This is a genomic window from Coprococcus comes ATCC 27758 (assembly GCF_025149785.1).
GTDB lineage: Bacteria > Bacillota > Clostridia > Lachnospirales > Lachnospiraceae > Allocoprococcus > Allocoprococcus comes.
On sequence record NZ_CP102277.1, the window covers coordinates 2273767 to 2297188 of the forward strand.

Consider the following 23422-nt stretch of genomic DNA (forward strand, 5'->3'; position numbering starts at 1 on the left):
GTCCTGTCTCCTTTTATTGTTCTTCCATCAGAGTAGCTTCTGTATCTTCCTTTTCGCTTCCCCTGAAAAAATTATACACGTTTTTTGCCGATTTTTCATCCATTGATGGAATTTTTTTCAAATCTTCCACCTCTGCATTCTTAATCTCATCCAGGCTGGCAAATGTCCGCATCAGTGCTTTCCTTCTCGCAGGTCCGATTCCCGGAATATCATCCAGGATCGAATGCACTTGTCCCTGACTACGCAGTTTCCGGTGAAATTCTATAGCAAATCTGTGCGCCTCATCCTGCACTCTTGTGATCAGTCGAAACCCTTCGGAATTGTGGTCGATCGGAATCTCGATATTCTGATAGTAGAGTCCTCTCGTCCGATGATGGTCATCTTTGACCATACCGCATACCGGAATGGATATATGAAGTTCATCCAGTACTTCCAGTGCTATATTAACCTGTCCTTTTCCACCATCCATCATGATCAGATCCGGAAAAACATTAAAACTTCCCAGCTCTTTCCCGCTTTTCTGTTCCTCCAGACCATGTCGGAATCTTCTGGTGAGGACCTCACGCATACTTGCATAATCATCTGCCCCCTGCACACCCTTGATGTGGAACTTACGATAATCGTTTCGTTTCGGTTTGCCCCTCTCATAAACGATCATCGACCCTACCGAGGCAAATCCATTGGTATTGGAAATATCATACGCCTCCATACGCACCAGGTTATTAAGACCAAGCAACTTTTCTATTTCTTTTACTGCACCGATCGTTCTTCCTTCTTCACGCTTGATACGCTCCTTATCTTTTTCCAGTACCATCTTTGCATTTTTCGCCGCAAGCTCAACAAGCTTTTCTTTTTCCCCTTTTTTCGGGATACGGAAATGAACCTTATGCCCACGTTTTTCTCCAAGCCATGCTTCCAGGATCTCCCGCTCTTCCGGTTCCACCGGAAGCATCAGTTCGCCCGGAATATATGGCGTTCCGGCATAAAACTGCTTGATAAAGCTGGAGAGGATCTCTGCATTTTCATCTCCCTGGGCAATCCGCAGATAAAAATGATCTCTGCCGATCAGACGACCATTGCGGATAAAGAATACCTGTACCACCGCATCCTCATGCTCTCTTGCAAGAGCCACAATATCCCGGTCCTCGCCCCCTGTATCGGTAATCTTCTGCTTCTGTGCAATCTGCTTCACGCTGTGCAGAAGCTCCCGGTATTCAATTGCTTTCTCAAATTCCAGATCATCCGATGCCTCCTGCATCTTTTTCTCCAGATCCTTTAAGATTTTATCATAATTTCCTCCCAGGAATTTGAGTACTTCATCAACCGACTCTCTGTATTTTTCCTGCGAAATATACCCCTGACACGGTGCATCGCACTGCTTGATATGATGATAGAGACAGCATCTTTCTTTCCCGATATCGCGCGGAAGGATGCGGTTACAGCTACGCAGACGGTAAAGCTTCCGGATCAGTTCGATCGTATCTTTTACCGCCGTCACACTGGTATAAGGGCCGAAATACTTTGACTTGTCCTTCTTCATCTGCCTTGCCATCATAATCCTTGGATATGCTTCGCCGGTTGTCACTTTGATAAATGGATAACTCTTATCATCCATCAGCATCGTATTGTACTTTGGCCGGTGTTCCTTGATCAGATTGCATTCCAGAACCAGTGCTTCCAGTTCCGAATCCGTCACGATATACTCAAACCGGGTGATATGCGTCACCATCTGGTCTATCTTGGCCCCCCTGTTCCTGCTCGGCTGAAAATACTGTCTGACACGGTTCTTCAGGCTGATCGCCTTTCCAACATAAATGATCTCGTCCTTTTCCCCATGCATCAGATAGACTCCCGGTTTCCCAGGAAGTTTTTTAAGTTCGTCTTCTATAATAAATGTCTGATTTTCCATAGTCACATTATACCTTGCTTCCTGCAGACAATACAAGTCATTCTTTCAAAAGAATCTACAGAAAAAAGAGGCTTCAGAACCTATTGTTCTGAAACCTCTGCATCTTCTGTTATTTTAGACTAGTCACGCTTCTGCGGAAGGATGAATCCGTCTTCATCTCTTTCTGCTTTCTTCTGCGTTTCTTTCTCTTCCTGCTGTGCTGCTTCGGTATCTGCCTCTTTCTTCGGCATCTCGATCGTCTGCTCTTTTACAGGATTCTCTTCTTTCTTTTCTTCCGGTTCCGGAATTCCTTCACATCTGCGGTAAATCTTCATGAATTCTTTTCCGGTGATCGTCTCTTTCTCAATCAGGAATCCAGCGATCTGATCCATCGTTTCACGATGCTCGGAAAGCATTCTCTTCGCTTCTGCATATGCTCCCTTCAGCATCTTCATAACTTCCTGATCGATTTCTGCCGCGGTTGCCTCTCCGCAGTTCATAACAGCTCTTCCGTCCAGATAACGGTTCTGGATAGATTCCAGTCCGATAAGTCCGAATTTTTCAGACATACCATACTGTGTTACCATCGCTCTTGCGATCTTGGTTGCCTGCTCAATATCGTTCGATGCTCCGGTTGTAACTGTGTCAAACACCAGTTCCTCTGCTGCACGTCCTGCAAGGGCTGTCACCAGCATTGCTTCCAGCTCAGCCTTGGTATTCAGGAACTTCTCTTCCTCCGGTGTCTGCATCACATAACCGAGTGCACCCATGGTTCTCGGAACGATTGTAATCTTCTGTACCGGTTCTGCGTCCTTCTGAAGGGCAGTTACCAGTGCATGACCGACTTCATGGTATGATACGATACGGCGTTCTTTCTGACTCATGATACGGTCTTTCTTCTCTTTACCCACAAGAACGACCTCAACAGCCTCAAAAAGGTCTGCCTGGGATACAACATTTCTTCCTTTTTTTACTGCATTGATCGCAGCCTCGTTGATCATATTGGCAAGATCAGAACCGACTGCCCCGGAAGTTGCAAGTGCAATCTCTTCCAAATTGACTGTCTCATCCATCTTAACATCTTTGGCATGTACTTTCAGGACATCAATACGTCCCTTGAGATCTGGCTTATCTACGATGATACGCCTGTCAAATCTTCCCGGACGGAGAAGCGCCGGATCCAGGATCTCCGGACGGTTCGTTGCCGCAAGAAGCAGAAGACCTTTATTACTGTCAAATCCATCCATCTCTGCAAGGAGCTGATTCAGTGTCTGTTCTCTTTCATCATTGCCACCAAGCTGTGAATCTCTGCTTTTTCCGATTGCATCGATCTCATCGATAAAAATAATACACGGCGCCATCTGCTGTGCCTGCTTAAAGAGGTCACGTACTCTTGACGCTCCGACACCGACATACATCTCAACAAATGCAGAACCTGAAAGAGAGAAGAACGGTACTTTTGCTTCTCCGGCAACTGCTTTTGCAAGAAGTGTCTTACCGGTTCCGGGAGGGCCTACAAGAAGTGCTCCCTTCGGAAGCTTCGCTCCGATTCCGGTGTATTTGCCAGGGTTATGCAGGAAATCGACTACTTCCTGCAGGGATTCTTTTGCTTCATCCTGACCGGCTACATCCTTAAATGTGACTCCGGTAGATTTTTCCACATACATCTTGGCATTGCTCTTGCCAACGCCCATCATGCCGCCACCCTTTGTCATACGGCGCATCAGCATCACGCCCAGACCGATCATGATCACAAGCGGAACAATGTTGACCAGAAGATTCATCACCATATAAGATGTAGAATCCGGTATCTTCTGTTCATACTCAACACCTGCTTTATACAGTCTGTCCGAAAGGGTATCATCCTTCACAATACCGGTATAATACTGCTTCCTTGTCACATTACTGAACAGACCTGTACTGTCATCGCTGCTGTCCTTACTGCTGCTGTCGTTGTTATCTGCTACAGAACCTTCGACCACATCGCTCTCAGAAGCGCCTTTTTTCTTGCTGTTCTTCATCTCAGCTTCTGTCTTCGCTGTGATCACAATCTTGTCATCCTCGATCACAACTTTCTTAACTTCCCCGGAATCTACCATGTTCAGGAACTGATCATAGGTAATCTCCCGGGCATCTGTGTCTTCCCGGAACTGATACAGCGCAAATACGATAAACGAGATCAGCATAACGGTAAATAATATAATATTCCATCTTTGGCGGTTATTTTTATTATTCGGGTTATTATTTCCCGGAAGGTTTTGCTTATTTCTATTATTCTGGTTATCCATACCTACCTCCTAAGTGTCGTCCTCTCTATTATAAGTAGGCGTTTTTTAGAAATCAATGAAAAATTTATGAAAAGATTGTAAAAAAGTCATATTTTATAGTATACTAGGTTTGAATTGCTTCTATGAAAGTAAAATTATGGACAAAAAGGATGGAACTTTATGAAAATTGGGTTTGATAATGAAAAATACCTGCAAATGCAGTCTTCTCACATTCGTGAGCGAATCAATCAGTTTGACAACAAACTGTATCTCGAATTCGGTGGAAAGCTTTTCGATGACTATCATGCTTCCCGCGTGCTTCCGGGATTTCAGCCGGACAGCAAATTACATTTACTAAAAGAATTATCGGATACCGCAGAGATTGTGATCGTTATCAGTGCAGCCGATATTGAAGCCAACAAAATCCGCGGTGACCTCGGGATCACTTATGACACTGACGTTCTCCGCCTGAAAGACGAATTTGAAGCCAATGGTCTCTTTGTCGGAAGTGTTGTTATCACACAGTACTCCGGACAGAACAGTGCCGATCTTTTCAAAGGACGTCTGGAAAAGCTTGGCATTAAAGTTTATATCCATTATGTAATAGAAGGTTATCCTTCCAACATCCCGCTGATCGTAAGTGACGAAGGATACGGAAGGAACGAATATATTGAGACAAGCAGACCTCTGGTTGTCATCACCGCACCTGGACCTGGAAGTGGAAAGATGGCTACCTGCCTTTCCCAACTCTATCATGAGCACAAGCGCGGAGTCCGTGCAGGATATGCCAAATTCGAAACCTTCCCGATCTGGAATATCCCGTTAAAGCATCCGGTCAACTTAGCATATGAAGCAGCTACTGCTGACCTTAACGATGTAAATATGATCGACCCGTTCCATCTGGAAGCTTACGGTGTTACTACCGTCAACTACAACCGTGACGTAGAGATCTTCCCTGTACTGAGTGCAATTTTTGAGCGCATTTACGGAGAAAATCCATACAAATCACCAACAGACATGGGTGTTAACATGGCTGGTAACTGCATCTGTGACGATGAAGTCTGCAAAGAAGCTTCCCGTCAGGAGATCATTCGCCGCTACTACCGCACCATGGACCGTTTCCTTTCCGGTGAATGCCCGAAGGAAGAGACTTATAAGGTCGAGCTTCTGATGAATCAGGCAGGAGTTACCGTACATGACCGTAAGGTTGTTGATGCCGCTCTTGCACGCGCTGAAGAAACCGGTGCACCGGCTGCCGCTCTGGAGCTTCCGGACGGACGCATCGTAACAGGAAAAACCTCTGATCTGCTTGGCGCATCTGCTGCCCTGATCCTGAACGCCTTAAAAGAACTCGCCGGAATCGATCATGATATGCACCTGATCTCACCGACTGCCCTGGAACCGATCCAGAAAGTTAAAACCGAATTCCTTGGAAGCAAAAACCCAAGACTTCACATCGATGAAGCTCTGATTGCACTTTCTATCAGTGCCTCTTCCAATCCGGTTGCTGAACAGGCACTCAGACAAGTCCCGAATTTAAAAGGCTGCCAGGCTCATGTATCCGTTATGCTTGCGAATGTAGATATCCGTCTGTTCCAGAAGTTATCCATCCAGGTTACATCTGAACCGAGATACGAGAAAAAACCGATCTATCAGTAGACAAATATTATATTTTTGATTTTTATACACCCATTTCAAAAAAAATTGTTGTATTTTTTTCTGGAATGGGTGTATACTTTTAAAGTATTTTATAGGGGAATTGATTTCAAGGGGAAATCAAAGTAGCGAGGGAGCCACATAAATTTGTTTTTATGGGGTTTTTTTCTATTTTTATCCGTCAGAAGGTTATATCGGACTTTTCTGATGAATAGAAATCGCATTCTATCTTATTTTTTACAGAACACAATGAGTAGTAGACAAAAAAAATACCATAAGGAGGGAACTGGAACTATGGCAGTTAAGTATGTATTTGTTACCGGAGGCGTTGTCTCAGGTCTTGGAAAAGGAATCACAGCAGCTTCTCTTGGGCGTCTGCTCAAGGCACGCGGGTACACAGTTACAATGCAGAAATTTGATCCGTACATCAACATTGACCCGGGTACAATGAATCCGGTACAACACGGTGAAGTTTTTGTAACAGACGATGGAGCTGAGACAGACCTTGACCTTGGACATTATGAAAGATTTATCGATGAAAGTCTTACCAAGAACTCGAATGTAACGACAGGAAAGATTTACTGGTCCGTTCTTCAGAAAGAACGTCGTGGAGATTTTGGTGGAGGAACCGTACAGGTCATCCCGCATATCACGAATGAGATCAAGAGCCGTTTCTATCGTAACCCTGCAGCTACAGATACCGAGATTGCGATCATCGAAGTCGGTGGAACCGTCGGAGACATCGAAAGCCAGCCTTTCCTGGAATCTATCCGCCAGTTCCAACATGATATGGGACATGACAATGTTGCGCTGATCCACGTCACACTGATCCCATATCTGCATGCTTCCCAGGAGATGAAGACTAAACCGACTCAGGCAAGCGTAAAAGAATTACAGGGAATGGGAATCCAGCCGGATATTCTGGTCTGCCGTTCTGAGCATCCACTGGATCAGGGAATCAAAGACAAGATCGCTCTCTTCTGTAACGTGCCATCTGATCACGTTCTTCAGAACCTGGATGTGGAATACCTTTACGAAGCACCACTCGCCATGGAAGAAGAACATCTCGCTTCCGTTGTATGCGAATGCCTGAAGCTTGACTGTCCGGAACCGGATCTGAAAGACTGGAAAGAGATGGTCGAATGCCTGAAGCATCCGACACAGGATGTAACAGTCGCCCTGGTCGGCAAATATATCCAGCTCCATGACGCATATATCAGTGTTGTTGAAGCATTAAAACATGGCGGTATCTACAGCCACACAACCGTAAATATCAAATGGATTGACTCTGAAACTGTCACACCGGAAAATGTCGATGAACTTCTCGGTGATGTAAGTGGTATCCTCGTGCCTGGTGGATTCGGTGACCGTGGTATCGAAGGTAAGATCGAAGCCATCAAATATGCAAGAACACATAAGGTTCCGTTCCTCGGACTCTGCCTTGGAATGCAGCTTGCCATCGTAGAATTTGCAAGAGACGTTGTCGGATATCATGATGCACACAGCGTAGAACTGAATCCAAACACTACACATCCGGTCATCCACATCATGCCTGACCAGATCGGTATTGAAGACATCGGTGGAACCCTTCGTCTTGGTTCTTATCCTTGTGTTCTTAACAAAGAATCGAAAGCTTATAAATTATATGGAAAAGAAGAAATCCACGAACGTCATCGTCATCGTTATGAAGTCAACAATGACTATCGTGATGCTCTTACCCAAAATGGTATGCTCTTATCCGGACTTTCTCCGGACGGCAGAATCGTAGAGATGGTGGAAATTCCGGAACATCCTTGGTTCATCGGAACACAGGCACATCCGGAACTCAAATCCCGTCCGAACAAACCACATCCGCTGTTTAAGGGATTTGTGGAAGCTTCTCTGGAATATAGTAAAGAGAAGTAATAAAGTGAAATTATATCGTTTCTAAGTAAAAGAAACTCCAGAATCAGCAGTATAAAATTGATTCTGGAGTTTTTCTTTATTCATTCTTTTTTAACAATTTTAGAATTCCGTATATACATATGATTGATAAGATCGGTCCAAACCATTTCAATATGAAAAGAAATGTGTTTTGAATGGAAAATATCCATTCACTATTTGCTACCAAAATACCATTTCCTGTTATAATTTGAAACTGGATCCAGGTATCTAATGCGGTATAGCCATAATATACAATTAACATAATGCCTAACGGAATCGAAATCAATAATATAATATTTCTTCTTTTCATACCATGATTACCTCCCTCCACCATCCATTTGTATTACTTTAATTATATATTATTTTCAGTTTTTTTCAAGTATTTTTTTATATTTACAGTCTTTTTATGTTTCTGCACAATAAGAAAGAATGCGCCGAGGCACGTTCTCGCGCCGAGCGCGTTGCTGAGCGCCAGTGGCGCTCGTTAAGCAACGACCGAAGCAGAGCGTAGACCGCTTGCGACATTCTTCATCTTCGTGCGAGTGCGCATCTCCGGCACACAGTGCCTTTTGTTTCATAGGAAGTTCCTTCGGAATCTCCTATGAAATAAAAAACTGCCGCCAGTTACGGCGGCAGCAAAACATTCTTCTATTATCTGTAATTAATTTTCATCAGCAATCTCAATCAGCTTATCCAGCAGTTCCGAATAACTATATCCGTAATCTTCCATCAGCTGCGGATACATGGAGATACTTGTAAATCCCGGAAGGGTATTGATCTCATTCAGGTAAACGTGATTGGTCTTCTTATCCAGGAAGAAATCCACACGGCTCAGTCCATGTCCGTCAATTGCCTTAAAGGCACGAACAGCATACTTACGGATCTGTTCCTGAATCTCTTCATCTACTTTTGCAGGGATACATGTCTTACTCTCTGCATCTTCGTATTTGGATTCAAAGGTATAGAATTCACCATGAGGCATGATCTGTCCGACTCTGGATACGATGATGTCATCATTTCCAAGAACGGCTGTCTCAAGCTCGATACAGTCTACACATTCTTCTACAACGATGTGTGTATCATACTTCGCAGCTTCTTCCAGCTTTGCCATCAGATCTTCCTCTTTATCGCAGCGGTAACATCCAACACTGGATCCGGAACGGCTTGCCTTGATAAAGCACGGCATTCCAAGTTCTTTCATAATAGAAGCTTCGACTTCTTTTGTCTCTTCCATGTTTTTTTCCACTACAACCAGCTTTCCATCATTGCGCTTCTTTACATATACAGATTTGACCTGTGGGATTCCTGCACTTTCAAATACTTTCTTTGCAAAAATCTTATCCATACATGCACTGGATGCAAATACACGGCATCCTACATACGGAAGCTGTGCCAGTTCAAATAATCCCTGGATAGTTCCATCTTCTCCGTAAAGTCCGTGAAGTACCGGGAATGCAACATCCTGACTTCTCAGAAGATTGAATACACCTTCTACCACTTCTGCTCCGTCAAGCCAGGTATCTTTTGACAGGTCATTATCTTCCTGCTTTAAGATGTACCATTTCCCATCTTTTGCAATGCCGACAAGTGTAATCTCATATTTATCTTTATCCAGATGCTTCATCACTGAATTACAGGAAATTCGTGAAATTGAATGCTCACTGGACTGTCCGCCACAAACAACAAGTAACTTTTTCTTCATATCAGTTTCCCTCTGTTTCTTATCATATACTCTTCTCCGGTTCTCTCCGGATACTACTTAGAATAATTTACCACGTCCGCCATGCATTTACAATAAAAGTTTGGAATTTCAATAAATTTTTAAGCATTTTCCAGGCTTTCCACAAATGCAAACAGCTCTTCCATCGATCCCTGGTAATCGCTTTCGATTGGAAGATCCTTTTTATTTTCCTTCGTATCTGTAACAAGGAATGTCTTTACGCCGAGTTTCCGAATTGCAAGATCCTCTTCCACGTCATTTCCTACCATCAGACACTCTTCCGGTCTAAGATGAAACTGTTCAAGAATTGTTCGGTAATAGTCCACATTTGGCTTGCAGTAACAATTATCCTCATAAGTTGTGATCAGCTCAAAATCCTCTGCATCCAGTCCCGCCCATTTGATCCGGTTCATCGTTGCCACCTTTGGAAATACCGGATTGGTTGCAAGGTAGGTGCAGATTCCTTTTTCCTTTGCCTTTTTCACAACCTTGTCCGACAGACTGTTTGGCTGCGTCACCGCAATTGCCTGGTTAAATTCATTTGCATAGAAATCAAGGGCAATCCGTTCGGAATTCTCCGAATCCGTCGGAAGCAGTTCGTCCATATACTGCCAGAATGCTTCCCGGTTGGTACAACTTCCGTCATTATTCACCATCGCTCCATAGCCCTTCCACACGGATGCGATAAATGCTTTCGGATCAAAGGAAATCCCCTCGGATATATATTTTTTTGCCAGAAGCGGCATATAAAAGGTAACAAATTCGTCCTGGTTCATCGGAAGCAGCGTTCCGTCAAGATCAAATAAAATATGTCGAATGTGCATTATTCTTCCTCCAGATTCAGATGATGTAACTTTTTATAATAAGAGTCCAGCGTATACAAAGCAGCCACCGGATTATTTCCAAGCACCCGATCCTTTACAACCAGCGTTGTACTCGGCGCCTCGGCATATTTGTAAAAGAGGCTGTCATGTCCCACGCAAAGTCCCATCACGATATTGATGTCCGTCTTCTCTTTGTTCAGCATCTGCGCCTGCAGGATTGGGTTACACATATGAACTCCGACCTCCTCGCAGCGTTCCGGAATGCCGACCTCGGTCTTTGGAACTTCTCCGATCTTACAGCCCACACCGTACACTTCAAAGCCGTATTCTCTCAAAAGTCCTGCCAGCAGGTGGCTTTCCTTTAAGAGTCCCACACAGCTTGCAATTCCGATCTTCTTGGCACCCAGTTTTTTTGCCCAGCGGATCGTCTCCTCCACACGGGTTGCCTGGCAGTAAAAATCGTGCTCAATCTCGGCACTTGCACGCATGATCTTCAGATCTTTTTCATCTCCCAGATAGGTATCAAGCGCCATCTGCCGGTCTTTCAAGTCCATATTATGTGACACGCAAAATCCAGGATATGGCTTATGATTCTCTATATTCTGCTTTACATTACATTTCTTGACATTGCAATCTATACATGACAACTTTTTTGTTTCTTCCACTTTTTTCTGCCTCCTCTTGATATACAGATAAGGATAACTTGTATTTTCGGGAAATGCAAGTTAAAATACCTCTGCTTTACCAGTCCCTCTGAAGAAAGACTAACCACCACCGTTATGATAGCACCCATGCTTTGATTATATCAGCCGTGAAATTTCACCACAGTAAATTTATCAGTTGGATTCCAACAAACTCTTATCAATAATCTGGAAATTTGCCCGGTGTATGTACAACGCTTTCCCATCGATCATCAACTTCGTAAATTTCGGCAGATCATCCGGGATTTCCCAGTACACATCTTCTCCGCTATACGCTACGATTGGCTGTCCAAGCTGGGATTTGATAACAACCACTCTGGCTTTTCCAAACATATTTTTATACTTATTCAGGACACCTGCGATCGCAGTATTGTCTGTAATCTTACCGCTTGCATTGCTTTCAATATCCTCCTGCGTAAAATCCACATCCGCTTTCAACGCGTCCTGCGCAAAAATACAGGTATCACCACAACTCTCGATTTCCTTTCCATCGATTGTAATCGTAATGACAGAGGAAAGCTCATATCCCGTGATAACATTACCGTCTGAATCATAGCTTGAAGTTTCCACTGCATTTCCCTGCACATTGATCTTGTCTCCTGTAGTTGTCATTACACGATTCCCGTAATTATCATAGGTCGTGATCGTGTACGAATTCCCCACTAATTTTCCTGTAATATCGTTCAATTTGGAGCTGAGCATACTGCATCCCGCAAGCGCTATAGTCATGACTGCGCATACTGCTGCCATTGCAAATCTTTTCTTTTTCATAAATTTTCTCCTTTGTCCTTTCGCAGAATCATCTTTTTGCCATTACCTTACTTTATCTTAAGTATCCCTGTATAATTATGTAAAATGTCGTCCGGCTGCATCGCATCCGATACCATGGCAATCTCAAGCTTATACTCTGTATCCTCATCACCAATTGATCCCTGAACCGGCACATACCGGTCAAAGCAGACATTTTGTTTCTTTTTTGTTGTGACAATTATCGTGACATAATCCTCCGTTGTCTGAAGCTTGTAGTAGATATCTTCTTCCGGGAATGTATCCCTTGCCCGGTCGATCATGTCCGCATAATTGTAATATTCCGATTTGTCACCAAGACCTGTCGTTTTTTCATCGATCGCATTCTGCAGCTTTTCTAAAACTGCTGCTGTCCTTGCCTCATTTTGCCTGCACTCGATCGCTGACGTAATATTCACATACAGTGAAATAACAAGTATAATCCCAGCCATAACCGCTATTGATGTTAGCCAGACCATGGCAAGCTTTGATTTCTTTTTCTTTACTTCCTCTTTTGTGAGATGGATATTCGAAAATTCGTTTACAAAATATATCGGATTTTCATTTCCGTAAGCAATAATCGCATCGACCGTGTCATAACCTCTTTCAACACTGTATTTCTGCCATACACCATATTCTGAGTAAAACTTTTCCAGCCTGTAATAGAACGATAAAAACCATCCTGTATATCGTTTTCTCCGGATAAAAAACGCACAAATCCCGCCAATAAGAATTGCAAAATATCCGACTCCCATTACGCCATAATAAAGACCTTCTATTTTCGATACCTGCTTTTCCGGCAATACCGCAAGTAACTGATATTCCCCATTCTTTTCTTTTTCCCAGTATGTCTGAAACCGACTGCCATAAGAATATTTGATCGGATCCATTCCAAGTTCTGCAAGTGTGTAACTTACATGCTCACCTTTATTCGGATTTTTCAAGCGCAATGACTCGCCATCCTCCTGCACAACTCCAATTACGCTCTTTTTTTCTATGAGAGAATATCCTGTTACACTTTCAAACGGATCATACTGACCGGCTCCGAAAAACCATACCAGTGAAAGGATCATATAAACGACAAAGAGTTTTATGAGTTCTTTCCACACGTTATATTTTAAAGACCTTTCTATGATCTCTTTTTCATGTGCCGGGATTCCGGGCAGTGTGCTGTACCAGGAAGCGAACCGCTCTCTTTTGGTTTCCTCATCCATTGCTTTTCTTAGATTCATTGCTGTTGCAAGCTGCATCTTCTTTTCCTCCTTTGTACATCTTCTTAAGGATAACTTGTATTTTTTTGAAATGCAAGCGTCCTCTGGTATTCTTCGAAAATCAACAAAATCATACGAACTACTTCATTTTCAAAAAATTCCTTTATATTTTTTTGACATCATTTTATTTTTGTGTTAAAATTCAGATACTAAGACATATACATCATTTAAATTCAATCAATTGTACTTTGTAATTTTTAAGGAGGGATCATACCAATGTTCAATTTTAAATTTTATCTTCTTCCACTCCTCATCCTTTCAATTGGATTATCCGGATGTACAAAGCTAAATAAAGATGTCTCCAAAACACTCTCTATTGTTATAGAACCTGCTTTTAAGGAGCAGGTTCTTGATGCTGTAAAATATGCCACATCCAAAAATAACTCTCTGGAATTTGAAATTAAAATATTATCTCCTGATCCTGATAAAAGATCTGCAGAAATTCAGAAACTCCGTACACAGATCATGTCTGGAAAAGGTCCTGACTTATATCTTGTTAACTGTTCCACCGATGGAGCTGCGCAGATGAACGAACCTCTTTTTGAAAATCCTTATAAGGCAATGCAAAGTGGTGTATTCGCCTCATTGGATAAATATATGAAAAAAGATTCTTATTGGCAAAAGGAAAACTATAATCCGTCTTTTCTTCTCCCCGGTCAATATCAGGAAAGACAATATATTCTTCCTCTTTCCTGCCACTATAATATGTTAATCTCCGATACTGTACTTGATTATACACAGGAAAATGATACCTTAGAAGATTGGATTTCAAATATAAAAAGTTCTTCTGACCACGCTCTGAAAAATGCACTATTCGAATTAGATAATATCAGTGGTAACTGGTTTCAACCTGCTGCGGATTACAATTCCGGTCAGATTTTCTTTGATAAGGAAAAGTGGAGTAATTTCGCATTAGAATACTTATTATTTAAACAAGATTATTTAGAAAATGAAAAGACAAATAATACTGATACTAGCTCTTCGCATATTTTAATCTCATCTTTGGATGACATAAACGAACACACAACGCAAATAGACATAATCCCTGATATTCAGGGAAAAAAAATGGCTGCCATTCGTTGCTTTGGTGCTGTAAGTATGGCATCTGATTATAAAGAAGAAGCTTATCACTTCTTAATGTATTTTTTAAATAACGTAATTCAGGAATCAACTAGTACTAATGGAATGTCACTAAGCGCAAATGGTGTCCTTGGAACAGATTATCCGGTACAAGTATCTGCCATCCGTACAAAACTGTCCTTCTTAGATCAGTCAAAACAGGATTTAGCTATAAAAGCATTTCAGTCCTTAGAAGGAGCATATTTTCCGACAGAAGTTGAACATTTTATTTATGAAGAGATTATAGAAAATAGTAGTTTATTATATGGTCCGCAAACTGATTTTAAAAAGATATGGCAAGATAAGCTTTCGGCTTTAGCAGACAAAGCATGGAATGATTATCATACACAGGTGACAGAATAGTTTTAAGTGAAAGCGAGCGTGATGCAATGAAAAAAAAGAAGAAGGGATTCTTACTGGCTTTCCCTGCAATATCAGGATTTCTTTTCTTTTATCTGATCCCATTTTTGATTGTTTTGTGGTATTCTGTTTCTTTTGGTATCGGAAAACGCGAATTTGTAGGTCTTGATAATTATAAAGAACTATTTAAAAATACAATGTTTTTACTGGCAGTAAAAAACACTTGTAAATATATGCTTGTTACAATACCAGTTACTTTAGGGACAGCTCTCTGTATTTCTGTAATTTTACAACAGATTACGAAAGGTCAGAAAATTTTCCGACTCTCTTTTCTTTATCCAATCATCATGCCAATCGCATCTATAGTTTTAGTCATCCAGTTTTTTTTCAAAAATAATGGTTTTTTGAATCTGATACTAAACTTTTTTTATCTTCCTGAAAAAGACTGGCTTCATACATCAAGCGCTTTTTGGATCATCTGTATTTTATATTTCTGGAAATTTGTTGGATATTATATTTTCATTTATTCTTCCAGACTTCAGATGATTCCGAAAGAATATTATGAATATGCCAGTCTTCACGGAGCCGGAAAATGGCAGAGCTTTTATTATATTACCTGTCCTATATTGTTTCCGGTTATCCTTTTTACATTAATACTCTCCATAATGAATGCGTTTAAATGCTACAGAGAAGCTTTTTTACTTGGCGGAACTCATCCAGACAACAGTATTTATTTTTTACAACATTTTATGAATAATAATTTACAAAATCTGAATTACCAAAAGGTTTCCGCCAGTGCAACTATTATTACCGTATTTATTCTTTTTCTAAGTGGTCTTATCTATATGATATACTATTTTCTAAAGAGGAGGACTGCCGATGCATAAGTACAAACAGTACACCCGGCTCTTTGTTTTTTCGATCATAGCCTTTATTTTTTTATTTCCAATTATCTATCTGATTGTATTTTCAGTTTTTCATTCAGATACCGGATTTTCTCTGATGAATTATTATAAAGTTTTTCTGGCAAAACCTGATTATCTGATAAAATTTTGGAGAAGCCTTGCCATGTGTCTGATGATTGCGGCAGGACAAACCCTTTTTTCCTGTATGTCAGGAACAGCATTTGCAAAATATTCTTTTCCTCTGAAAAAATTCTGGTTTATACTATTTGCACTATTTATGATTTTACCGATTCAGGTAACACTGCTGCCGAATTATATTTTATTAGAAAAGCTAAAACTTTTAAACAGTTGGAAAGCTTTGATAATCCCTGCAATATTTTCACCTTTTGGAACTGTATGGCTTACTTTCGTTTTCCAGGCAATCCCAGATTCTACACTTGATGCCGCAAGAATGGATGGCGTAAATCAGCTACAAATGATTCGCTACATTATAGTTCCAAATTCAAAACCTGCCGTTATCACATTATTTATATTAGTATTTACAGAAAGCTGGAATATGGTTGAACAGCCTATCCTTTTTCTCGAAAAAGAAACCGACTATCCCCTTTCTGTCTTTCTCGCATCACTCAATCAAAATGCTGTTGGAATTCAATCCGTCTGTGGTCTACTATGTTTACTTCCAGTGACATTTTTCTTTTTATATTACAATACAGAATTGACGGATGGACTAAAAGATATTTTATGGAGTTGATAAAATGATGAAAAAGAAAACCTGGAATGCCGGATGTATGATCCTGATTTCTTTAATGATCTGTACTATTTTATCCATCCGTATAGAAAAATGGATGCAGATACCTGTAGAGATTGCAACGATCAGTCAGACAGAAGAAGAAAAGCTTAATTCTACCATCCGTATTCCCAAAAGTTGCTATAATACCGATACAAATATGATTTTTTATCTGGCAGAGCAAGAAGGAGTATTCGGAACAAAATTTCTCGCCTTTTCAAAGGCTGTCGATCCTCTTTCCATAACCGCAGATAGTATTCTTCTTCCGGAAGAAAAAGATGAAAAAGGACAACTTTTGCAGATCATAAAATGGTCTACATATCCATTAAAAGATGGAGATGAAGTCACCATCGATCAGGAAGGGGAACATAAAAAACAGTCTGGTGAAAACAGACGTATTTTAGAAAAGCAAAAATCTTTTTTCTTTTTGTTTGGAATAACCGTCCTGATTTTAATTTTTATCTTTGCTTTTGGAATTAAAGATTTGTATAAGTTTCCTGCCGGAGATTATAGAAAATGTGTCAGAGGAATGCTACTCATTCTGATTGGATTTGGTATCTTATGGAAAATTACTGCACTTGTGAATATTCCGCGAGAATATCTGCCTCCGGAATGTATATTGGATCTGGGATTTTATTTACATTAATCTATAAAACGGATAAAGTCAAACTGCTATATGAAAAAGTTTTAAATCGCAATAGCAGTTTGACTTTCTTCTTTTTATCCTATCAATACTTTTTTTCCTTCAAATGCAAAACCATAATGATGAATCTCTTCTTTTTTTAGACCTCTGTCATATAGTTCTGCATCATAACATTTTTCTTTAATCTGTGTCAGTGCCGTCTGCACAGTGTCTTCCAACGATTCTTCTCTTTTTATATTTCTCACTTTAATATCAGTCTGATCCGCAATGAGTCCCAGAACAAATCCATGATAAAATCGTTCCGGTTCATTTTGTCCTACATCAAAATAACTGAATGTTGTCATTATAATCTGATTCATATAATAGTTCATAGCATCTATATCATCACTTAATAATGCCTTCATGAACTGATTATAATTGGATTGATTCTTTGCGAACCATCCTTTAAACATAGTTGTAAACATTGCTGTTGTTTCCAGATTGGTGATTCGCAGATGATACCATGGCTCTAACAAAACGCCCCGATATTCTATCTGCTCTGCTTTCAGATAACCACTTACCAGCATCAGGCTCCAGATTGCATTCTCATCTTGATCAAGCTGCTCAAATACGATTTGTTCATCAAAATTAACTACGATTTCTTTTCCCTGCAGCAATTCTTCCATCTTTTCTTTGATGTCTGTGGAAGCTTTTCGAATCAGTTCATCAATCATACTATTTGAACTGGTATCTGCCCAATAAGGACGGACCTGTTTTTTATCTAAAAAATTAGTAATTGACCAAGGATTATAGATATCATGCGTATTTCCAAATACAAAACCATCATACCAGGACTTTACCAGTTCTTTTTGTTCTCCCATCTTTAAATCTTCTAAAGCTTGAAAAACCTCTTCTTCTGTGAAACCAAAGCTGGTTTCATATTCTGTAGAACTTGTCGTCACAACGTTCAGATTATTCAGATCGGAAAATACCGACTCTTTGGATACTCGTGTTATTCCTGTCAAAACTGCTCTTTCCAGATAGGGATTGGTTTTAAAAGTTGCATTGAAAAAATTTCTTATAAATGCTGTAAATTCCCGCCAATATCCATGCAGATACGCCTCCTGCATCGGGGTATCATATTCGTCTAACAAAATGTTTTCACGGAGTGATACGAAATTTTGTTTTCCGATGCTGATTACTTTTGGCATGAAGGGGTTCCTCGCTTTCTGAATGAATGTCTATGGGGGATGCTCTTTTGAAAAGAGCTTGTATTATTCCTGCTTTTTTAGATTATAACATGCTAGTTGTGAATTTTAAAGGAATGGAGGAGGAATTGTTTTTATGTGAGGGAGGGGGAGAAATTGACTGGGATATGGGAAGTTTTATGTGGGACGCGGAAGGCGGAGCGGGGGCTCCTTTTCCGCTGGGATGGGTGATGTATAGGATTTAGGGAATTTATGTCAGACGCGGAACTTGGAGCAGAGCTCCTTTTCCGCTGGGATGGGTGGTGTATGGGATTTAGGGAATTTATGTCGGACGCGAAATTTGGAGCGGGAGCTCCTTTTCCGCTGGATTTGATTAGTTTGTGGGTTGAATGATTTACTTTGGACGCTGTGCCATCAGGAATCTATTATGCCATTTTAATGGCATAATAGATTCCTGATGAGAGCTGGCGCTCTATATAAAGAGAGAAAGAGGCAGAAATTCATGCGAGCATGATTTTCTGCCTCTTTCTCTCTTTATGCACAGCTTGTAGCGTTTTCAAATTGCGAGTTATACAGCTCTGCGTAGAATCCATTTTTTGCCAGGAGTTCTTCGTGGTTTCCTTGTTCGATGATATCGCCGTCTTTCATTACCAGGATGAGATCTGCGTCTCGTATGGTGGAGAGTCTGTGGGCGATTACGAAGCTGGTTCTGCCTTTCATGAGGTTATCCATGGCTTTCTGGATCTGGACTTCGGTTCTGGTGTCTACGGAGCTGGTGGCTTCGTCTAGGATCAGAATCTTTGGATCAGCCAGGATGGCTCTGGCGATCGTGAGGAGCTGTTTCTGGCCCTGAGATACGTTGCTAGCTTCTTCGTTGAGGATCATGTTGTATCCGCTTGGAAGAGTCTGGACGAAACGGTGTACGTGAGCAGCTTTGGCTGCGGCTACGACTTCTTCGTGGGTTGCATCGAGTTTACCGTATTTAATGTTATCTTCGATGCTTCCGCTGAACAGCCAGGTATCCTGAAGTACCATTCCAAACATCTGTCTGAGTTCGCTCCGGTTGAAGTCTTTGATGTTGTGTCCATCGATCTTGATTGCCCCGCTGTTGACATCATAGAAACGCATCAGCAGTTTGATCATGGTTGTCTTTCCTGCTCCGGTTGGTCCTACGATGGCGATCTTCTGTCCTTCTTTTACTTTTGCAGAGAAATCATTGATGATGATATGCTCCGGATTGTATCCGAAGTGTACGTGTTCAAATTCTACATTTCCCTGTAATCCTTCTACAGATACTGGATTTTCAGCAAACTGATCTTCTTCTTTTTCGTCCAGAAATTCAAATACCCTCTCTGATGCAGCGGCTGTCGACTGGAGCATGTTTGCTACCTGTGCAACCTGCTGGATCGGCTGTGTAAAGGATCTTACATACTGGATAAAGGACTGGATATCTCCAACTTCGATGGTCTGTTTGATTGCAAGGTAACCTCCTAAGATAGAAACTCCTACATATCCAAGGTTTCCGACAAACTGCATGATCGGCATCATCATTCCGGAAAGGAACTGTGATTTCCATGCAGAACGGAACAGGATATCATTAGTCTCATCAAATTCGCGGATCACATCTTCTTCTTTATTGAATGCTTTGACAATATTATGTCCGCCATATACTTCTTCTACCTGACCATTGATATGTCCCAGATATTCCTGCTGGCTTTTGAAGTATTTCTGTGAGTGTTTTACGATTACAGAAATCAGTACCATAGATACCGGCAGGATCAGAAGTGCGATCACGGTCATCAGCGGACTGATACTGATCATCATGATCAGTACACCGATGATTGTTGTCACGGATGTGATCATCTGGGTTGCACTCTGGTTCAGGCTCTGGCTCAGAGTATCTACGTCATTGGTTACTCTGGAAAGAACTTCTCCGTGTGTAGTCGTATCAAAATAATTCATCGGCATGCGGTTAATTTTCTCAGAAATTTCTTTTCGCATGCGATAGGTCAGCTTCTGTGATACGCCTGTCATGATATATCCCTGGATAAAGGAGAAACATGCGCTGATCACGTACAGACACAATAAAGTTAACAGGATTTTACCAATCTTTGTATAATCAATTCCGCTACCGCCGGATACTTTTCCGACCAGACCTTTGAAAATTTCGGTCGTCGCTTTTCCGAGAACCTTTGGTCCAATAATATTGAAAACCGTACTTCCGATTGCAAATATCATAACAAAGAAAATACCGATTTTATATTCACTAAGGTAAGTAAAAAGTTTCTTCATGGTACCTTTGAAGTCTTTTGCCTTCTCGCCGGTTCCCATTCTTCCATGTCCACCGCCCATAGGTCCTCTTCTTCTTGGCTGATTACTCATACTATGCTTCCTCCTTTCCGTCATTTTCGTTATTTAAGTCTCTCGCAAGCTCTGCTTCAGAAAGCTGCGATGACGCAATCTGATAATATGCATCACAGGATTTCAGAAGCTCTTTGTGTGTTCCGATTCCCGCAATCTTTCCATCATCCAGCACAATGATCTGCTCCGCATGTAAAATGGTGCTGATTCGCTGTGCTACAATGATCACTGTGCTGTCCTGTGTCTTTTCTTTCAATGCAGCACGAAGGGTTACGTCTGTCTTATAATCCAGTGCTGAAAAACTGTCATCAAAAATATAAACTTTTGGTTTCTTTGCAATCGCACGTGCGATAGAAAGACGCTGCTTCTGACCGCCGGATACGTTGGAACCGCCCTGTGCGATCGGACTTTCGTATTTTTTATGTTTCTCTTCGATAAACTCAGTTGCCTGTGCGATTTCTGCGGCTTCCTTCATCTCGGCTTCGGATCCATCCGGATTGCCATACAGAATATTAGAAGCGATGGTTCCTGAGAACAGAACACCTTTCTGTGGCACATAACCAAGTTCTTCTCTCAGATCATGCTGCGTGAGAGTGCGGACATCTTTTCCGTCTAAGGTAATAAATCCCTCTGTCACATCATAGAATCTTGGAATCAGGTTGATCATGGTAGATTTACCACTTCCGGTACTTCCAATGATTGCTGTCGTCTGTCCCGGCTTTGCAGTAAAGCTGATGTCGTGAAGCACATCCTCTTCTGCTCCAGGATAACGGAAGGATACATGATGGAATTCTACTTCACCTTTTCCGTTCTCACCCAGTTTTTCCGGTGTCTTCCTATCTTCGATTGCTGTCTCGCTGGTCAGAATTTCATCCACACGGTCTGCTGCAACAGCTGCTCTTGGAAGCATAATAGAAATCATACAGATCATAAGGAAGGACATGATGATCTGCATTGTATACTGGATAAATGCCATCATATCACCAACCTGCATCTGCCCGTCACTGACACCATGTGCGCCACTCCATACAATCAGTATGGTAATTCCGTTCATGATCAGCATCATCATCGGCATCATAAATGTCATGGCACGGTTTACAAATAAGTTGGTTCTTGTCAGATCTCTGTTCGCTTTATCAAATCGTTCTTCTTCATGCTTTTCTGTACTGAATGCACGGATAACCGAAAGTCCGGTAAGGATCTCACGAGTAACAAGGTTCAGTCTGTCAACCAGATTCTGCAGAATCTTAAATTTTGGTATTGCCACAATAAATAATACAGCAACAACCATCACGATCAGGATTACCCCAAGTACGATGATCCATGACATGCTGACATTCGTATGGAGAACCTTAAAAATACCTCCAATTGCCATGATTGGTGCATACATCACCATTCTCAAAAGCATAACTGCAAGCATCTGGATCTGCTGGATATCATTGGTACTTCTTGTGATCAGTGATGCAGTTGAAAACTTGTCAAATTCTGCATTGGAAAATCCAACAACTTTTTTAAATACCTTTCCTCTCAGATCACGTCCCGTACTTGCTGCCACTCTGGAAGCAAGAAGTCCTACGGTAACACTTGCGAGCATTCCAAGAAATGCAAGTGCAAGCATCTTACCGCCAGTTGTTAAAATATATCTGTTCTGGATCTTATCTGTATTCACGCCCAGAACACTGTAGGTTTCTTTAATATATGAAGTTGCTGCCTGTTCCAGCATAGTATCCGGCATATCGTCCATTTTTTCTGATATTTTATCAATAACGTCTGCTCTCTGTTCATCCGGTATCATGTTCAGGATCTCAAAGATATCTGCATTTTCGATCTTTTTCACCTGTTCATCAATGTTTTTCTGCATTTCATCCTGCTGTTTCTTGGCAAGCTCCGGATTTGCCGCAAGTGCTGCTTTCTGCTCATCTGTCATCTGGGACTGCATACTCTCTGCCTGTTTCTCAGCCTGTTCCTTTATAGAAGAAATCATGTTTTCTTTCATGGATTCTTCCATCTTCTTTGTTGTATCGCTTCCAGATTCAAATCCATAAGTCAGAAGCATCGGCTTTCCAAGGATGTCAAATACCTTTCCTGACTTTTCTTCATCTTTTTTCACGGAATCCTTCAGAACATAAATTGCTCCATCATACTTATAATCCGAATCGGATTCCTTTTTCTCATATGCATCCAGCACTGTCTGCTGGTCTTCTTCTGCCACAAAAAGCAACAGCTTATTCATCTCTTCCTCTGCGATTGCATCCGGAATCTTCTCATCAATTCCTCCCTGCTGGATTCCGACATTGACAATGTCTGAAGTATAAGAAGGCAATGACAGATCGCAGTACGCCTGAACGATCAGGATAACAACAATCGCTGCTATAGTTGCTGCATAAGGCTTCAAATGTTTGAATAGCTTTCTCATATAGCAATTATTTCCTTTCTTAGTAACTATTTTTATTCCTCAAATGGGTTTTTACATGGCATATCACGGAATTCTTTTTCCTGGAAAAGATTGTCACTCATCTGTAAAAGCAGTCTTCTACACAGTATTTTCTCTTCTGTGCTCATATTCTTCAGGAGTGTATTTTCCGTGCTTCGGAGAATCTCATGCATGTTGCCAAGAATCTTCTCTCCACGTTCTGTCAGATGGATCCTTGTCATCCGCTGGTCTTTTTCGTCCTGCTCTTTTCTAATATATCCGAGCTTTTCAAGTTTCTGAACTGCTACATTCACCGATGGCGGCGTAATGTGAATATGATCTGCAAGCTCTCTCTGTGACATCGGTCCTACCATCTGCAATATTGCAAGAATTCCTGCCTGTCCGGCTTTCAGCTCTGTATCCTTCATCTGGTTCGTCACATACCATTTATACATATGTCCGACCTGTGCAAGAAGAAGTTGTACCGGCATATTCTCCCTGGTAAAATCCCCACACTCAAATTTATCCGACTTCACCCTTTCACCTCCCGCAATTTAATTAGATGTCTATTCATTAGAAGTCTAATCGTTATTTTATGCGTATCACACATA

The 23422-nt window shown here is 41.3% G+C and carries 18 protein-coding genes; 7 read left to right on the top strand and 11 right to left on the bottom strand.

Annotated elements, in window-relative coordinates; genetic code table 11:
• Nucleotides 1–13: 13 nt before the first annotated feature.
• Nucleotides 14–1909, bottom strand: coding sequence for an excinuclease ABC subunit UvrC (gene uvrC, locus NQ556_RS11290; RefSeq protein WP_022220296.1), 1896 nt, complete (start codon nt 1907–1909; stop codon nt 14–16).
• Nucleotides 1910–2028: 119 nt separating this feature from the next.
• A complete protein-coding gene (gene ftsH / locus NQ556_RS11295) occupies nt 2029–4176 on the bottom strand; it encodes an ATP-dependent zinc metalloprotease FtsH (protein WP_008374446.1) in 2148 nt (715 codons plus the stop codon).
• 159 nt (nt 4177–4335) lie between these two features.
• Here ftsH and NQ556_RS11300 point away from each other — a divergent pair, with 159 nt between their 5' ends.
• On the top strand, nt 4336–5814 hold the full coding sequence (locus NQ556_RS11300; protein WP_008374444.1) for a DUF1846 domain-containing protein: 1479 nt from the start codon (nt 4336–4338) through the stop codon (nt 5812–5814).
• Nucleotides 5815–6105: 291 nt separating this feature from the next.
• A complete protein-coding gene (locus NQ556_RS11305; RefSeq protein ID WP_022220297.1) occupies nt 6106–7716 on the top strand; it encodes a CTP synthase in 1611 nt (536 codons plus the stop codon).
• A gap of 679 nt (nt 7717–8395) precedes the next feature.
• On the opposite strand, the gene NQ556_RS11310 is transcribed toward NQ556_RS11305, so the two are convergent.
• The 5 genes from NQ556_RS11310 to NQ556_RS11330 form a co-directional block, all read right to left on the bottom strand.
• Nucleotides 8396–9436: a D-alanine--D-alanine ligase family protein gene (locus NQ556_RS11310; RefSeq protein WP_022220096.1), complete on the bottom strand. Its 1041-nt coding sequence runs from the start codon at nt 9434–9436 to the stop codon at nt 8396–8398.
• A 119-nt stretch (nt 9437–9555) separates the two neighbouring features.
• Nucleotides 9556–10278: an HAD family hydrolase gene (locus NQ556_RS11315; protein ID WP_008374436.1), complete on the bottom strand. Its 723-nt coding sequence runs from the start codon at nt 10276–10278 to the stop codon at nt 9556–9558.
• Nucleotides 10278–10943, bottom strand: coding sequence for a DUF1847 domain-containing protein (locus NQ556_RS11320; RefSeq protein ID WP_022220098.1), 666 nt, complete (start codon nt 10941–10943; stop codon nt 10278–10280). Before NQ556_RS11320 ends, NQ556_RS11315 begins: the two co-directional genes overlap by 1 nt.
• Before the next feature lie 171 nt (nt 10944–11114).
• Nucleotides 11115–11750, bottom strand: a complete 636-nt coding sequence (locus tag NQ556_RS11325) for a DUF5052 family protein (RefSeq protein WP_008374432.1) — start codon at nt 11748–11750, stop codon at nt 11115–11117.
• A 47-nt stretch (nt 11751–11797) separates the two neighbouring features.
• On the bottom strand, nt 11798–13015 hold the full coding sequence (locus tag NQ556_RS11330) for a hypothetical protein (protein ID WP_022220099.1): 1218 nt from the start codon (nt 13013–13015) through the stop codon (nt 11798–11800).
• Nucleotides 13016–13252: 237 nt separating this feature from the next.
• Between NQ556_RS11330 and NQ556_RS11335 the strand changes: the two genes are divergently transcribed.
• Genes NQ556_RS11335 through NQ556_RS11350 form a run of 4 tightly spaced genes read left to right on the top strand, consistent with a single transcriptional unit; the run spans nt 13253 to nt 16853 of the window.
• Complete coding sequence (locus NQ556_RS11335; RefSeq protein WP_008374424.1) at nt 13253–14518, top strand: type 2 periplasmic-binding domain-containing protein; 1266 nt, start codon at nt 13253–13255, stop codon at nt 14516–14518.
• A 26-nt stretch (nt 14519–14544) separates the two neighbouring features.
• Nucleotides 14545–15402, top strand: a complete 858-nt coding sequence (locus NQ556_RS11340) for a carbohydrate ABC transporter permease (protein ID WP_008374422.1) — start codon at nt 14545–14547, stop codon at nt 15400–15402.
• Nucleotides 15395–16171 carry a carbohydrate ABC transporter permease gene (locus NQ556_RS11345; RefSeq protein ID WP_022220100.1) on the top strand — a complete coding sequence of 259 codons (777 nt, stop codon included), beginning with the start codon at nt 15395–15397 and terminating at the stop codon, nt 16169–16171. Before NQ556_RS11340 ends, NQ556_RS11345 begins: the two co-directional genes overlap by 8 nt.
• A gap of 4 nt (nt 16172–16175) precedes the next feature.
• Nucleotides 16176–16853 carry a hypothetical protein gene (locus tag NQ556_RS11350; RefSeq protein ID WP_008374417.1) on the top strand — a complete coding sequence of 226 codons (678 nt, stop codon included), beginning with the start codon at nt 16176–16178 and terminating at the stop codon, nt 16851–16853.
• Between the two features lie 74 nt (nt 16854–16927).
• Here the strand turns inward: NQ556_RS11350 and NQ556_RS11355 are convergent, their stop codons facing one another.
• Nucleotides 16928–18040, bottom strand: a complete 1113-nt coding sequence (locus NQ556_RS11355; RefSeq protein ID WP_022220101.1) for an AAA family ATPase — start codon at nt 18038–18040, stop codon at nt 16928–16930.
• A 47-nt stretch (nt 18041–18087) separates the two neighbouring features.
• Here NQ556_RS11355 and NQ556_RS11360 point away from each other — a divergent pair, with 47 nt between their 5' ends.
• Nucleotides 18088–18282 (top strand): hypothetical protein, encoded by a 195-nt coding sequence (locus tag NQ556_RS11360; RefSeq protein ID WP_195196569.1) that lies wholly within the window; start codon nt 18088–18090, stop codon nt 18280–18282.
• A 289-nt stretch (nt 18283–18571) separates the two neighbouring features.
• On the opposite strand, the gene NQ556_RS11365 is transcribed toward NQ556_RS11360, so the two are convergent.
• Genes NQ556_RS11365 through NQ556_RS11375 form a run of 3 tightly spaced genes read right to left on the bottom strand, consistent with a single transcriptional unit; the run spans nt 18572 to nt 23347 of the window.
• Nucleotides 18572–20419, bottom strand: a complete 1848-nt coding sequence (locus NQ556_RS11365) for an ABC transporter ATP-binding protein (protein WP_207754815.1) — start codon at nt 20417–20419, stop codon at nt 18572–18574.
• A 1-nt stretch (nt 20420) separates the two neighbouring features.
• Entirely contained in the window at nt 20421–22814 is a 2394-nt protein-coding gene (locus NQ556_RS11370) for an ABC transporter ATP-binding protein (protein ID WP_008374406.1), read from the bottom strand.
• Nucleotides 22815–22846: 32 nt separating this feature from the next.
• Nucleotides 22847–23347, bottom strand: a complete 501-nt coding sequence (locus tag NQ556_RS11375) for a MarR family winged helix-turn-helix transcriptional regulator (protein ID WP_117835418.1) — start codon at nt 23345–23347, stop codon at nt 22847–22849.
• Nucleotides 23348–23422 lie beyond the last annotated feature (75 nt).